This window comes from Photorhabdus khanii NC19 (assembly GCF_000517265.1).
Classification (GTDB): domain Bacteria; phylum Pseudomonadota; class Gammaproteobacteria; order Enterobacterales; family Enterobacteriaceae; genus Photorhabdus; species Photorhabdus khanii.
Window position 1 is genome coordinate 291011 of the sequence record NZ_AYSJ01000017.1, and the last position, 15468, is coordinate 306478.

The following is a 15468-nucleotide window of genomic DNA, read 5'->3' on the forward strand; positions in this document are numbered from 1 at the left end:
TTGATATTAAACAGCCTGAATTTCTAAACACTGTCATAGAAGGTAAGCGCCATGGATCGTTATCCACGCTCAAATGGTTCTATAATCCAGCAGGCTGGAACCGGCCTGCAAACTTATATGGCCCAAGTTTATGGTTGGATGACTTGTGGCTTGTTGTTAACGGCGTTTGTGGCTTGGTATGCGTCACAAAGTCACGCTGTAATTGCATTTATTTTCTCAAACTCAATTGTTTTCTATGGGCTGATTATTGCTCAATTGGGACTGGTTTTCGTTCTTTCCGGCTTGATTAACCGTATGAACGGTTCATTAGCGACAGGGTTGTTTATGCTGTATTCAGCTCTGACCGGGCTGACGCTTTCCAGTATTTTCATCGTATACACCGGTGGTTCCATTGCGACGACTTTTGTCGTGACCGCAGGCATGTTTGGTGCACTGAGTTTTTACGGCTATACCACCAAGCGTAGTCTGAGTGGCCTTGGCAGCTTCTTGTTTATGGGGCTTATCGGCATCATTCTGGCTTCTCTGGTTAACTATTGGTTAAAGAGTGAAACGTTGATGTGGGCGATAACCTACATTGGTGTGGTTATTTTTGCGGGCCTGACCGCTTATGACACTCAGAAACTGAAAGAGATGGGTGAAAATCTGGATGTGAATGATAAAGAGAGTCTGCGTAAATTCTCTATTGTCGGCGCGCTGACCCTGTATCTGGACTTCATTAATATGTTCTTGATGCTGCTACGTATTTTTGGCGATCGCCGTTAATTGATATTTTCAGTGTAGTTAAAATAACTTTAACTACACTGAGTTTTAGATTTATTTTCTAATAACAAAGAATTATATCGATTTATTGGTCTAAAAATTCACGATTATATTTTTGTGAATTGTGCTGACGCTTATATCAAAAAGAGTGTTTATTGAATTAATAATATCTGAATAACAAGAGTAGTTATTCTTTATGCTTAGTGATTCTCTCAAATTCATTTAGTTGTTAATGGTGAGAAACGCCTATGAAGCATGTTTTGAATGTGGATTAATTACACGTAATTCATATTTACTGAAGTATAATAATATTTTGTTATTATTAAATAAGTAATGTAATTACAATGGTTAATATGGATTTTTATATAAATTATTTATGATTAATTGATTTCTGATTTTTTTCATGAGAATATAAATTGCTACAAAGGGAAATTTTATTATATAGGAGCCATAATTCACGATATTCTCACAAGAGAATTCAATGGGATTTATTACATGAATAATAATAAATTTATAAATTATAAGAAAATTATTAGCGAGAATCCTTATATCAAGAGAGTGTCACTTTAAATTCCCCAATAAGTGTAGCGTAAAGAAGATAATTTTGTTGTGGGAGAGGGGATAAAAATCTCATGCCCCATATTAAGTCTTCTCATTAAAATCATTTTCCCAAGTGTATTCAACTAATATTTATTCTTTGATTTTAATTAGATTCTTTCAGGGAATTGGAGCTGGTGGAGTTTCTGTTATTGCCCGATCAATTTTGCGTGATAATTTTAGAGGAGATGAGTTGGCAAAAGCATTATCTTACTTATCTATAGCATTTGTCATTTCTTTGGGAATTGGGCAATCAATAGGCTCTGTTATACTGACTATTTTGGGATGGAAATATATATTTTATGTTTTGGCTTTGGGGTCATTAATTTCAATGTTGTTGTTGCCAGCAAAAAAATATAATCATAGTAAAAATGAAGAAAATTCAGTATATAACTATAGCAATCTGTTAAAAAACAAACATTATATATATGCAGTTTTAATTGGTGGGATTGGCTATGGTGCAATTATATCATTTAATATTATGGCTCCATTGATTTTTAAGTTTAATTTTGGTTGGTCGGAAAGCGAATATGGTATTATAAGAATTCCAATCAGTATGTCTTATTGACTTGGAACGATAATTTTAAATCGATACATAGTATGTTGCGGTAGATCTAATCTCATCAAAATAGGAATAATTTTAATTCTTATTGGTGGTGTAGTCATGTTTGTTGGCAGTATTGTGGGAGGAATTCTGGAGATAATACTATACAGTGCTTATTTCTTAGTTGTTCTTGGGCAAGCGATAAACTACCCGATCAGTTTATCTATTGCCTCAGATAAAACCTCTGTAACAGGTTCTTCTGTGATGGCATTAATTGGTTTTATTCATCAAATCATAGCCGCGTTTGTTGGTGGTGTAACCGGTCTTTTTTCATATAAAGAATCTTATATGCTTCCTTTAACGATAATAGTGTTGTCATCATTTTCACTATTTCTGTTTTATAAAATTAATAAAAAATCTGAGAAATGATCATTATCATGTATAAGCTACAGTCTGGTTTCTCTTTGATGTCGGCTCAATTGGTTAACATCTGTATAAAAATACTCTGATTGTTCGTAATGTTACAGGTGTCTACCACCGATATTTTGGTGGTAGGTTACATATTTCATTTCTATTCCTTGACTTAGGCAATTTTCCGTCGAAATAACCAATAGGCAAGATTACCGGTTGTGACAGTAATCGCCAGAAGGGGCAACAGGCTTCTCCAGATAACAGTGAAATCAGCATCTTTAAGATAAATCTGCTTGGTTATGTCATTAAAATGCCAGATAGGATTAATCCAGGTGAGATCTTGTAACCATCCCGGCATATTTTCAACCGGAGAAATATAACCGGAGATCAAGATGGCAGGCATGATAAAGACAAATACACCAATAAATGCCTGTTGCTGAGTGTAACAAAGAGAAGAGATTAATAAGCCAAATCCCACCAGCGATAAGCTGTATATCAACATGGATAAGTAGAACAGCGGTAGTGAGCCGGAAAATGGGATTTGATAGCAAAAGATACCAATAGCCAGCACTAAAGTTGCCTGAAAAGTAGCCACAACTACAGCAGGAACCGCTTTGCCAATGAAAATCTGCCAAGTGGTCATAGGTGAAACCAGTAACTGGTCCAGGGTGCCTTGTTCCCTTTCGCGGGCAATTGACAATGCAGTGACCGTTAATATCCCGACCGTGGTAATCAGTGCAACCAGAGAAGGTACGACAAACCATTTATAATCCAGATTGGGGTTATACCAGTTGCGGATCACCAATTCACTGTTATTGGCTTTCGGCATATTACCCATTAGCTCCTGTTGATAATTCAGGACAATTTCCTGGATATAGCCGGCAGCAATTTGAGCACTGTTAGAATTACGGCCATCTAACAGCACTTGAAGAGAAACGGGATCATGGCTGGCAATTTTAGCACTGAAATCTTGTGGGAAACGGACCAGTAGTAAGGCTTTTTGGTGATCGATGATTGGCTGGATCTCTTGTGAATGGGTCAATAATATCACGTCAGGAAATGCTTTTGATTTTTCCAACCGTTGAGTCAGCTCGATAGAAGCTTTGCCTTTGTCCTCATCAAAAATAGCAATGGTCGCGTTAGTGACATCAAGTGTTGCTGATAGTGGAAATAGGATCATCTGAAAGATAACCGGCATCACCAATATGGCTCGTGTCTGCGGATCTCTGAGCAGAGACTGTAATTCTTTAATAATCAGTGTGTAAAGACGATAAAACATGGTAATTCCTTCTTAATCCAGGCGTCGCGGGGTTTTCCATGCAGTCAGACCAATAAACAAAATCGCGGAAGCAATCAGCAGTAACAGGTTTATCATCAATACCGTACTGATATTTCCAGCCAGAAAGAGCGTGTGCAGGCTACTGACAAAATAACGGGCAGGGATGAAATAGGTCACTGCCTGAATAAACGCAGGCATGCTGTTTATTTCAAAAATAAAGCCGGAAAGCATAATTGCAGGCAGAAAGGCGACATTCAACGCTATCATTGCCGCATTAAATTGGTTGCGTGTAATGGTGGAGATTAAAAGCCCGATACCAAGGGCAGTGGCCAGGTAGAGACTGGTGATAGCAGACAATACCCATAGCGAGCCTCGATAGGGGACACCCAGCACAAATACAGCCACCAGCATACAGAGCGTCATGGCGAGCGATCCAAGCACTTGATAAGGCAAAAGTTTGGAAAGCAGTAATTCGGTACGGGTAATTTGGGTGGAAAGCAGGGCTTCCATCGTACCGCGCTCCCATTCACGGGCAACAACCAATGATGTCAGAATGGCACCAACGACGGTGATGATAATGGTGATTGCGCCGGGGATGATGAAATGCTGGCTGATGGTTGCCGGATTGAACCAATAACGGATTTGCATATCAATCAATGGATTAGCCGTGTTTCCCTGATCCTGTCCCTTTTGTTGCAACCAAATCTGCCATACGCCTTTGGCGTAACTTTGTACAAAGCTTGCGGTATTCGGTTCACTGCCATCAGTAATGATTTGAATTTGTGCTTTACCATCAGAGCGGGCAAGTTGAGCATCAAAATTCACAGGAATGACAACCAGCCCACGTATCTCCCCTGATTGCATCATATTAATTAATTGCTGACGATTATCGCTGATTTTAGGTTCAATATAGGGCGAGCTGGCAAAAGCTTGTATTAACTCACGGGCATCTTCACTTTGTTGTTCCACCAGAATACCAATGCGGACTGTGCTGGAATCGAGATTAATGCCGTATCCGAAGATAAATAACAGGATCAGTGGAATGACAATAGAAATTAACCCGCTGGTGGGATCACGTAAGATCTGTTTTGTCTCTTTGATACAAAGTGCTTTCAGTCGCCACCAGGAGAAGCGAACAGCCTTCTGTGGAGCATGTTGCTTTGGATTGCTCATTGCGGCTCCTCATCGTAATTAACGACCAGATCAATAAATGCCTGTTCCATTGATGGATCAGGGTTTTCATCGGTAGCGACCAACTGTTTCAAATCGTCCGGTGTGCCGGCGGCAATCAGTTTACCGCGAAATACCAGCCCTATCCGGTCACAATATTCTGCTTCATCCATAAAGTGGGTGGTCACCATAACGGTGACGCCTTTATCTACCATGCCATTGATATGTAACCAGAATTCACGTCGTATTTGCGGATCGACACCCGAAGTCGGTTCGTCCAGAAACAGAATATCGGGTTCATGCATCAGTGAGCAGGAAAGGGCAAGGCGTTGTTTATATCCCAATGGCAATTTGTCGGTTGTCTGATGTAAAACAGATTTGAGATTGAAGGATTCGACCATCCCGTCGATTTTCTCTTTTTGTCTGCGTCCTTGCAGGCCATAAATGCCTGAAAAGAATTTCAGGTTCTGTTCGACCGTCAAGTTACCGTACAGTGAAAATTTTTGCGCCATATAACCCAGATGCTGACGGGCTTTCCCGGAACTGGTTTTCAAATCCATCCCCAATACCAGCGCTTTACCCTCAGTCGGCACCATGAGTCCGCACATCATTTTAAACGTCGTGGATTTACCGGCACCGTTAGGCCCAAGCAGGCCAAAGATTTCTCCGCGTTTCACCTGAAAATCAACATGATCAGTGGCAGCAAAATCACCAAATTTCTTGGTTAAATCCTGTGCTTCAATCACCGTTTCTGTGGGATTAGCTTCAATCTGTGGCATGATTTCCGCCAGTTCCGAACGGCGGGCAGGCTCACCGCCGAGTAAATCAATAAAAGCATCTTCAAAGCGGGGAGCCGCTGTCATGATTTCAGCATCAGGCAGTGCAAGCTGATTAAGCAGTTCTTGCGGCAGGACATCAGGTTTAAGAATAAGACGGACATATTTTCCCTGAATCACGCCATCGGTTACCTGTGGCAAAGTAAGAGCACGTTGCAGCGTTTTTCTGCGGGAATGCTGTTTGGTGCCAAGCAGGAAAGAACGTCCGGACATTGTTTGGGTCAGTTTCTGTGGTTGCCCGTTATAGAGTAATTTCCCCTGGTTGAGTAACAGGACATCGCGGCACCGTTCTGCTTCATCCAGATAGGAAGTACTCCAGAGGATCAGCATGCCATCATCTGCCAGCTCATGAACCATCCGCCAGAGTTCGCGGCGGGCTATCGGGTCAACACCCACTCCAGGTTCGTCCAAGAGCAGAACTTTGGGTTTGCCGAGCAGAGTACAGGCCAGCCCCAGTTTTTGCTTCATGCCGCCTGAAAGCTTGCCCGCCAGTCGTCCGGTAAATTGGGTCAGGTCAGTAAAAGTCAGTAATTGCTCATAGGTTTTTTTACGTTCATCACCCAGTACACCACGCAGAAATGCATACAGAGTCACGAATCTAAAACCGTCAGTCCGCACACAGGCCAAATTTAAAAAGCATATAGCCCAGTTCAAAGCGCACTTGTACACCCTGTTTAATCGGATCAAGCCCCATTATTTCAATAGAACCACTATCTGGTTTCAGTAAACCAGCCAACATGCGTATCAGCGTGGTTTTTCCTGCCCCATCCGGCCCCACAAGCCCGGTAACAGAGCCGCCGTAGATCTCTGCGGTCAAGCTAGATACCGCAGGATTATTCAGGCCAGGAAACGTTTTCTCTACCTTTTCTAACCTTATCGTATATGCAGAGCTGTTCATCACAGCCCCTTATACATCTGAATCAGAAAAATGCAGGGTAACCGGCATACCTTGACGCAGGGAATCATCCGGGTCAGTAACGATAATGCGTAACCGATAGACCAAATCGGTGCGCAGATCAGGTGTCTCTACATTCTTTGGTGTAAATTCGGCTGTCGGTGAAATAAAGCCGATTTTACCGTGATAGGGCTGATCTTTACGGCTGTCAGTGTAGAGTAAAATTTCACGTCCTGGTGTTGCTTGTCCAAGATGGCTTTCACTGATATAGGCTCTTACCCAAACGGGATGGGTCAGAGAAAGTGTAAACACGGTATTGCCCGCCGCCAGCATGGTGCCCGGTTCAATAGCACGGGTCAGGATAGTGCCGGATGAGGGGGAAGTCAGGTGAGTATCTTGTAAATCCAGTTCAGACTGAGCAACAGCCGCCTCGGCTTGAGCAAGCTGGCCCTTGGCTTCTGTAATTTCTTCTTTACGGTAGCCGGTTTCAAATTGATTCAGTTTATCTTTCGCCGCTTGTAAAGCAGCCAGCGCCTGATTGTGGTTAGTTTTGGCATTGTCCAGCTCGTTGGCTGAAATCATTTTACTTTGCCATAACCCTTGCTGGCGTTTGAAGAAACTATCAGCAAAATGCCAGGCGGCTTCACGTTGTGTCACTTCTGAACGTACTTGGGCAACTTCTTCCGTGCGATAACCCTCTTCCATCATAGCCAGACGTGCTTTAGCGCTATCGCGTGTGGCTTTCGCTTTATTGAGCGCGTTAATAAATGGCGCATTGTCCAGCTGGCCGATCACCTGATTAGCATTGATAACATCACCTTCATCAACTTGCAGGCTGGCAAGTTTACCACCAACCCGGAAGCTGAGATTGACAGTGCGTATATCTACGTTGCCGTAGAGTGTCAGCGTTTTATCATTTTTATCTTGATAGTAGTAACTTCCTAAAATTGAGCCAAGAATAACAGCAACGACCAGTATTGCGAGGGTGAGTTTCTTGTTGTACATGATATTCCTTGTTCTTTTATTTATTTGAGTTATGTTTTTTCAGTCCATTCAGTAATAAATCGATATGCTGGATGAGGATCTGATCAATTAATTTGTATTCTTCTGGCCCGATATTATTCCAGCCTGTCTGACGTAATAAGGTTTCCTGCGCCATTCGGAAAGAGATAATTTCACCCATCAGAGCGTGAGTATGGAGCATAGTAGAAAGTTGATGTTCATCGGCGTCGATATAGCTGGCGATCAGTTTATTTAATCTGTTGTGGAGAGGTGCCAGTGCCTGCTCATGGATTAGGGTATAAGCATCAGTGGGTGCGAGTTGCTCTCTGGCCATAATTCGGCTGATATTAATGCTCTCTTTTTCAATCATCAGTCGGTTAACGCCAAGAAATCCTTCGTGAATCATCCTCAATATATTGTCTGGTGAGTAAGGTGCTGATGATGAAAAAAAATCATCAATCTCTTTAAAAAGATGAGTGAACTCAGTCTTGATTGTGTCAGTAATATACTGAGCAACTGCCTGATATAGCCCTTCTTTAGAACCGAAATAATAAGCTATAGCTGCAATATTCTGTTGAGCGCGCAATGCGATTTCTCTGGTTGTCGCGCCGGTTAATCCTGATTTACCGAAAATTTCAAGAGCGGCTTCGAGTAGCTGTTGTTTGGCTTGCTCGCCTCTGGGGGTTTGGATGTTGTTGACTGACATGGACATGAATCCTATTGGAAATAATCAAAAGACTTAAACAAAATATCAATCAAATAGCTAACTCTATACTTATAGTAAATCAATGTAAATTGCATAAAAATGTCATGGATCATGAAAACTACGGCGCAAATACCTGTAGTTTTAGTTGCATTATTAGAAAGTATATCTGGTATAATAGTCAGGATATGGAGCATTGCAGTTTGTGTTTTTTCCTTTTGTGGTATTTACCGCGTCTGATTTTCTTCCCATAAAACTGCCCCTGAATGTAGTTCAGGAATGGTGAAGTCTGGAGTATTTCTTATTTATGAGTTTTGAATCACTTGGCTTAAGTGCTGATATTTTGCGTGCCATTGAAGAACAAGGTTATTCAGCGCCAACCCCAATCCAACAGCAGGCAATCCCTGTTGTATTAGCAGGTAAAGATTTATTGGCGAGCGCTCAGACAGGCACAGGTAAAACTGCGGGTTTTACTTTACCCATGCTGCAACGGCTCAATGATTCCCCTGTTCAGATGAAAGGGCGCAGGCCGGTCAGAGCGTTAGTCCTGACACCAACCCGTGAATTGGCTGCTCAGGTTGGTGAAAATGTACGCGACTACAGCAAACACCTCAGACTTCGTTCTCTGGTGGTTTTTGGTGGTGTCAGTATTAACCCTCAGATGATGAAATTACGTGGTGGTGTTGATATTTTGGTCGCGACACCAGGTCGTTTACTGGATCTTGAACACCAGAATGCGGTTGATTTGTCGCGAGTGGAAATTCTGGTATTGGATGAAGCCGACCGTATGCTGGACATGGGTTTTATCCATGATATCCGTCGGGTACTGAATAAGTTGCCCCCGAAACGGCAAAATTTACTGTTTTCTGCCACCTTCTCTGACGATATCAAAAATTTAGCCAATAAATTATTGCATGATCCTGTCAGTGTTGAGGTTGCACGCCGTAACTCCGCTTCTGAACAGATTGAACAATTTGTCCATTTTGTCGATAAAAAGCGTAAAGGGGAGCTGCTTTCTTTCCTGATCGGCAGCCGTAACTGGCAACAGGTTTTGGTCTTTACCCGTACCAAACATGGTGCAAATCGTCTGGCAGAACAGTTAAATAAGGATGGCGTAACTGCTTCAGCCATTCATGGTAACAAAAGCCAGGGGGCCAGAACTCGTGCGCTGGCTGATTTTAAAGATGGCCGCATCAGGGTGCTGGTAGCGACAGATATTGCTGCCCGTGGTCTGGACATTGATCAATTGCCTCATGTGGTGAATTTTGAACTACCTAATGTCTCTGAGGATTATGTCCACCGTATTGGGCGTACCGGTCGGGCAGATGCGACAGGGCAGGCACTTTCTTTGGTATGTGTTGATGAGCACAAGTTACTGAAAGATATTGAACGCCTGCTGAAACGGGAGATTCCCCGTATGGCGATTCCTGGATATGAGCCAGATCCAACCATCAAGGCTGAACCTATTCAGAATGGTCGCCAGGGGCGTGGCGATGATCGGCAGAAAAATAGCCATCGCCGTTCTGGAGCACCTTCGCGTCAGCGCAGCCGTAATCATGCTGATGCATCAAATAAAGCGTCTAGTGCCAGAGGTTAGTCAATGCGGGTTTTGCTGGCTCCGATGGAAGGGGTGCTGGATTCTTTGGTCAGGGAACTTCTGAGTGAAGTCAATGAGTATGATCTGTGCATTACAGAGTTCTTACGGGTTGTCGATAGCCTGTTGCCGGTAAAATCGTTTTATAAGCTTTGCCCTGAATTACGTAACCAAAGCCGGACACCGTCCGGCACCTTGGTGCGGGTTCAGCTCTTGGGCCAATATCCGCAATGGTTGGCAGAAAATGCGGCACGGGCGGTTGAATTAGGTTCCTGTGGGGTTGATTTAAATTGCGGTTGCCCGTCAAAAACGGTCAATGGTAGTGGCGGTGGAGCAACGTTGCTGAAAGATCCTGAACTGATTTATCAGGGGGTAAAAGCGATGCGTGAAGCTGTACCTTCTCCTTTACCTGTGACGGTTAAGGTTCGCCTGGGTTGGGATAGTGGTGATCGGCAATTCGAAATTGCTGATGCAGTACAACAAGCGGGTGCGACGGAAATAACGATTCATGGGCGAACCAAAGAGGATGGTTACAAAGCGGAACGCATTAACTGGCAAGCGATTGGTGAAATTCGTCAGCGCCTTGCTATCCCGGTGATTGCCAATGGTGAGATCTGGGATTGGCAAAGTGCGCAGGATTGTATAAAAGTTACAGGCTGTGATGCTGTCATGATTGGGCGGGGAGCGCTTAATGTTCCCAATTTGAGTCGGGTTGTGAAATATAACGAACCAAAAATGGCCTGGCAGGAAGTGGTTCAATTACTGCAAAAATATGTCCGGTTGGAAAAGCAAGGTGATACCGGACAATATCATGTTGCCCGGATTAAACAGTGGCTTGGTTATTTGCGGAAAGAGTATGAAGAAGCGATAACACTCTTTGAGGAGATAAGGAAGCTGAAAACGTCTGCTGATATAGCACGTGTGATCTCTTTGATGTGACAATATTATCATAACCATCTCAATATGCTTATTGCAATAAATGGAACCTCTAATTAAGGTTCCATTTTTGTTAAATCAAGAAAAATTCAATTTAGGATAAGATTATCGGGTATCGGCTGCTCCATCTTGAATCATAGATGAAAAAAGATAATTAATATTGCGGGCAAGGCCATCATTAATCACAACAATATCATAATTAGTCGGCGGATTAGAGCTATCATTAATTTTAATGAAACTCATACCATACTCTTTGGCATATGCGTCGATATGTTGGAACACGATCTGTTCAATTAAACCTGGAGAAGGATCTAACATAGGTGTAGTGAAAGGTAAATCTGGAAAAAGTTGGGTGTAGTTTTTATCTTTCACTAGTAAGAGAAAACCGCTAACGGGCAGATATAATATTGGGTAGAGAGCTTTAATTTGTTCTAATCCTTTTGTATACCAGGCTAGAGTAACGATATCTGTACGATTATGGATCCGGAGAAATTTACTTTCATAGGCCGGTAGAGATATTCCGTTAAAAACAGACTCGGTATAGGATGCAAAAATATCGTTACCGGCAGTTGGGGCAGCAAAGGAGCAAACGTTAATACGAATATTATTGTTTCCTTTATCAAGGTAGCGCCTCTTTAAATACAATCCAAGAGTAGAAGCCATTACACCGCCTAAACTGTGCCCTGTAAGAGTAATATTTTGTATCCCTTCTTCCAGAGCAATTTTATCAATTGCATCGATCAGTGACTCCCCATAACCAGGCGTGTTATTACTTTTTATTTGGTTGATAATATAGTCTAACGTTACGTGTATTCCCTTTGAAATTTTTGCATTTGTCGGGGCTTTTGAGTCCCAAATTGACCAGTTTTCAGTTTTACCCACATTAAAATTTTCATCATACCAGTTGACATCAGACCATGATCCGCGAATAACAATTCGATAGTCATTTGGGGTTTTGAGATCTTTCACCATGAATAAAACGTGATCATCTTTCTTATCGGCAACACTTGTTTTCTTGTCAACACTGCCTACACGAAAGACAGCAGGTCCCCAAACGAGAGAGAATCTATTTGCTGTTGCTTTACTACTTGCTAATGATTTTTGAATATTTTCTGAAACGATAGTGGGTTCTGGTTCGGAGGTTATTAAGCTTCCTGAGTTAATAATAAAGCCTAACGCAAAATTTATTTTTTGATCTTTAAGAGAAATAGTCATTTTTACTTCCAAATTTTTAATATGATAAATATTGATCTGATGTTTCAACTTAAACATCAATAACCAATGCTTTTGGTATTTAATTCAAATAAAAACAGAATTAAGGTTAACAATAATCTCTAAATCTGTCGGATGAGAGTATATAATTTTTTAATGTTATTTTATTTAACAAAATAAATTATCTACAATGAACTTTAAAATAAGTGATAAAAATTATGCTATGATTTTGTAATATTACCTGTGGAAAATAATTTATATGGGTATTTACAAAGTCGAGTGATAATGGGATGGCGTTATTTTGGTGATATGTAGAGAAAATAATTTCCTTGTTAGATTTAAGAATGATTTATTGAAACTAATGGAACCTTTAATAAAGGCCCCATTATTGCTAATTAAAAAATAGATATGATATACCCGTTATCTTTCAAGTTGCCTCTTTGTTGGCTGCACTCGCTCACCCCGGTCACAGAGTTTGCTATGTTCCCGGGGATTCGCTCCCTTGCCGTCGCGATGCATCTTGAAATCTATAGGGTATAGGATAAAATTATGTGATATTGATTTTACCTTTGATTAAAAACGAGAGCAGATCGATAATACTTTGCAATAGGGTATCGTTAATCACAACAATATCGTAATCAGTGGGTGGGTTTGAACTGTCATTAGTGACTGTGAAACTCAGTCCATACTCTTTGTGATAGGCGTGAATATGTTGATTTCCTATGTTAGTAAATAAGTCTTCGAGGGACTTTATCGGTATCGTCGGAATTTCTGAATGAAAGGGTAAATCTGGGAAAATTTGCGTGTATTTTTTATCTTGGACAAGAAGAATAAGAGCATTAACTGCTGCTGTTAATATTGGATAAATAGCTTTAACTTTCTCCAACCCATTTATATACCAGGCCAGGGGAACGACATCTATACTATTATGAATCCTTATAAAATCACTTGCATAACCAGCTGATAATGCTTCATTAAAAATAGATTCAGAATAGGAGGCGAAAATATCATTACCGGCAGTTGGGCCGGCAAAGGCACAAACATTAATGCGAATATTATCGTTTCCTTTATCAAGGTACTGTCTCTTTAGATATAAACCAAGGGTAGAAGCTAGTATACCTCCTAAGCTGTGTCCTGTGATGGTAATATTTTGTATCCCTTCTTTCAGGGCAATTTTATCGATGGCGTCAGTTAGCGATTCTCCATAACCCGGAGGATTGTTGCTTTTTATTTGGTTGATAATATAACCTAATGCCAAATTTGTTCCGTAAGCAATCTTAGCATTTTCAGGCGCTTTTGGATCCCATTTTGACCAGTCTTTAGTTTTACAGACAATCAGGTCTTCATTAATCCAGTTAATATCAGACCATGATCCCCGAATGACAACGCGATAATCATTTGAATCATGGAGACTTTGTACAATAAATAAAACGTGATCATCCTTCTTATCTATAACACTTTTTTCCTTATCAGCACTACCAACTCGAAACACTGCGGGTCCCCAAACAATAGCAAATTTATTTGCTGTAGCTTGACTGCTTTCCAATGATTTTTGAATATTTGCCGAAACGATGCCCGGCTCTGGTTTTGGTGTTTTTATGCCTCCAGAATTAATAATAAAGCTCAGTGCGAGATTTAATTTTTGATCTTCACGAGAAATAGACATTTTCACTCCCTATTTTTTCATATGATAAGTGTTAATTCGAGCTATCAGTTTAAAATTTAAGATTTAATTCTTTTAGTCTTCCATTCAGATAAAAACAGGATTAAACTTAAAGTTAATAATAACTTTTAGATCTGTCAAATAGGTACATGGAATTTTCTTATATTATTTTATTTGGTCAAAATATGAATTATTTTTTGTGAAATTAAAACAAACCATAATAATTATATATGTACTAATTATACGTGAATATTATTATGGGTTATTACAAAACAAATGATAATGAATTGATAATATTTTAATGATATATAAATAAGAGCAATTTTATTTATATATTTAAGTGACGATTGTTTAAATTAATGGAGTCTTTAATAAAGGCCCCATTTTTGTTAAGTAAAACACAGATCTAATATAACCAAATTATACACTATTAGTGTTATCTTAAATTAAGGAAGCGGTATAAGCAAGAAATAGGCGACAATATCTTGAGATAGATTACTGTTAATAACGACAATATCATCAATAGGTGGTTGAGTGCCGTCATTCACTTCAACTAAATTCATGCCGTATTTATACGCATATGCTTTAATATGTTGAAAAATGACCTGATTATTTAAATCTGGTGATGATTCTAAAATCGGTGTTGTGAAAGGTAAGTCTGGCGTGAGTTTTGTGTAACCTTTATCTTTCACAATCAGGACGATCTTGTTAAATTTATTAATTAATTTCTCATCTATTTTAATTAATGGTTCATAGATAGTTGGTATCTTTTCTAATCCATTCAGGTGCCAAATTAAGGAAATAATATCTTTACGGTTATGGATCCTTAAAAAGTGACTTTTATAATTCGTTGTTGATATACGGTTAAAAACAGATTCAATATAAGATGCAAAAGTGCTATTACTGATAATTGGGCTGGCAAAAGCACAAACGTTAATACGAATATTCCTTTTTCCCTTATTAATATATAATCGTTTTAAATATACGCCAAGAGTAGAGGCCAACGCACCTCCCAAACTGTGCCCGGTGATGGTAATATTATGTATTCCTTTTTCCAGGGCAATTTTATCAATTGCGTCAATGAGTGATTCATCATAGCCTGGTGTATTGTTACTTTTTGCTTGGTTAACAATATAATCTAATGCTAAGTGTGTTCCATAAGAAATCTTAGCGTCTTTGAATTCTTCAGGGATATTAGGATCCCAGAGTGACCAATTTACCGTTTCATGTACCGCAAAGTTTTCAACCTGCCAGTTAACATCAGACCATGATCCCCGGATAACGATTCGATAGTCATATGGGAATCTGCGATTTTTCACAATAAATAAAACATGATCGTCTTTGTTATCTTTAGAATTTTCCCCATTATTAACCCGGAAAACAGCCGGTCCCCAAACGATAGAGAATCTGTTGGCCGTCACTTTACTTTTTTCCAATGATTCTTTAATATTTTCCGAAACGATAGCCGGTTCAGATTTTTTTGTTATTATACTGCCTGCACCACTGATAAAGCTGAGTGCGAGATTTATTTTTTGGTCTCTAAGAGAAATAGTCATTTTTACTCTCCATTTTTATTATATAGATTCTGATATTATTTTCTGATTAAAGTATCAATACTCAACCCTTTTAATTTTCTGTTTAGATAAATTTAGAGTTGAATTTTAAATTAATAATAATATTTAAATTTGTCAAATATATGCGTTGTATTATTTTATATCACTTTGTCTGATAAAAAAGAGTGTTGATTAATAAATTGAAAGCAAATTGGATAAGTGGGATTGTGAAATATAACGATATGGGAATTATCTTTTAGCCGACATTCCCGCACCCACTTCCCCCCCGAATAAAAATGATTCATAGGGTTGCA

Annotated in this window: 12 protein-coding genes and 1 pseudogene; 5 read left to right on the forward strand and 8 right to left on the reverse strand. The window is 40.0% G+C overall.

Features of this window, described 5'->3' with window-relative positions; genetic code table 11:
• The first annotated feature begins 51 nt into the window (after positions 1-51).
• The 3 genes from PTE_RS22070 to PTE_RS26765 all read left to right on the forward strand — a co-directional run bounded on the left by PTE_RS22070 (position 52) and on the right by PTE_RS26765 (position 2329).
• A complete protein-coding gene (locus tag PTE_RS22070; RefSeq protein ID WP_036850764.1) occupies positions 52-762 on the forward strand; it encodes a Bax inhibitor-1/YccA family protein in 711 nt (236 codons plus the stop codon).
• A gap of 670 nt (positions 763-1432) precedes the next feature.
• Positions 1433-1924, forward strand: coding sequence for an MFS transporter (locus PTE_RS26760; protein ID WP_241826137.1), 492 nt, complete (start codon positions 1433-1435; stop codon positions 1922-1924).
• Between the two features lie 96 nt (positions 1925-2020).
• Positions 2021-2329 (forward strand): hypothetical protein, encoded by a 309-nt coding sequence (locus tag PTE_RS26765; protein WP_241826138.1) that lies wholly within the window; start codon positions 2021-2023, stop codon positions 2327-2329.
• A 154-nt stretch (positions 2330-2483) separates the two neighbouring features.
• Here the strand turns inward: PTE_RS26765 and PTE_RS22080 are convergent, their stop codons facing one another.
• The 5 genes and pseudogenes from PTE_RS22080 to PTE_RS22100 all read right to left on the reverse strand — a co-directional run bounded on the left by PTE_RS22080 (position 2484) and on the right by PTE_RS22100 (position 8199).
• Complete coding sequence (locus PTE_RS22080) at positions 2484-3590, reverse strand: ABC transporter permease (RefSeq protein ID WP_036850766.1); 1107 nt, start codon at positions 3588-3590, stop codon at positions 2484-2486.
• A gap of 12 nt (positions 3591-3602) precedes the next feature.
• A complete protein-coding gene (locus tag PTE_RS22085; RefSeq protein ID WP_036850767.1) occupies positions 3603-4763 on the reverse strand; it encodes an ABC transporter permease in 1161 nt (386 codons plus the stop codon).
• Positions 4760-6494 (reverse strand): annotated as a pseudogene (locus PTE_RS22090) (ATP-binding cassette domain-containing protein). The gene PTE_RS22085 and the pseudogene PTE_RS22090 overlap by 4 nt, the downstream one beginning before the upstream one ends.
• Positions 6495-6503: 9 nt before the next feature.
• Positions 6504-7496, reverse strand: a complete 993-nt coding sequence (hlyD, locus tag PTE_RS22095; protein ID WP_036850770.1) for a secretion protein HlyD — start codon at positions 7494-7496, stop codon at positions 6504-6506.
• 16 nt (positions 7497-7512) lie between these two features.
• Positions 7513-8199 (reverse strand): transcriptional regulator, encoded by a 687-nt coding sequence (locus tag PTE_RS22100; protein WP_036850771.1) that lies wholly within the window; start codon positions 8197-8199, stop codon positions 7513-7515.
• Positions 8200-8503: 304 nt separating this feature from the next.
• On the opposite strand from PTE_RS22100, the gene rhlE reads away from it, so the two are divergent.
• Both rhlE and dusC read left to right on the forward strand, forming a co-directional pair.
• Positions 8504-9793, forward strand: a complete 1290-nt coding sequence (gene rhlE / locus PTE_RS22110) for an ATP-dependent RNA helicase RhlE (protein ID WP_036850774.1) — start codon at positions 8504-8506, stop codon at positions 9791-9793.
• A gap of 3 nt (positions 9794-9796) precedes the next feature.
• Positions 9797-10729, forward strand: coding sequence for a tRNA dihydrouridine(16) synthase DusC (dusC, locus tag PTE_RS22115; protein ID WP_036850777.1), 933 nt, complete (start codon positions 9797-9799; stop codon positions 10727-10729).
• 102 nt (positions 10730-10831) lie between these two features.
• Here the strand turns inward: dusC and PTE_RS22120 are convergent, their stop codons facing one another.
• The 3 genes from PTE_RS22120 to PTE_RS22130 form a co-directional block, all read right to left on the reverse strand.
• On the reverse strand, positions 10832-11941 hold the full coding sequence (locus PTE_RS22120; protein WP_036851028.1) for a lipase family protein: 1110 nt from the start codon (positions 11939-11941) through the stop codon (positions 10832-10834).
• 544 nt (positions 11942-12485) lie between these two features.
• Complete coding sequence (locus tag PTE_RS22125) at positions 12486-13604, reverse strand: lipase family protein (protein ID WP_036850785.1); 1119 nt, start codon at positions 13602-13604, stop codon at positions 12486-12488.
• A 443-nt stretch (positions 13605-14047) separates the two neighbouring features.
• The gene (locus tag PTE_RS22130; RefSeq protein WP_036850788.1) at positions 14048-15157 is read right to left on the reverse strand and encodes a lipase family protein; all 1110 of its coding nucleotides are present in this window, start codon (positions 15155-15157) and stop codon (positions 14048-14050) included.
• Positions 15158-15468 lie beyond the last annotated feature (311 nt).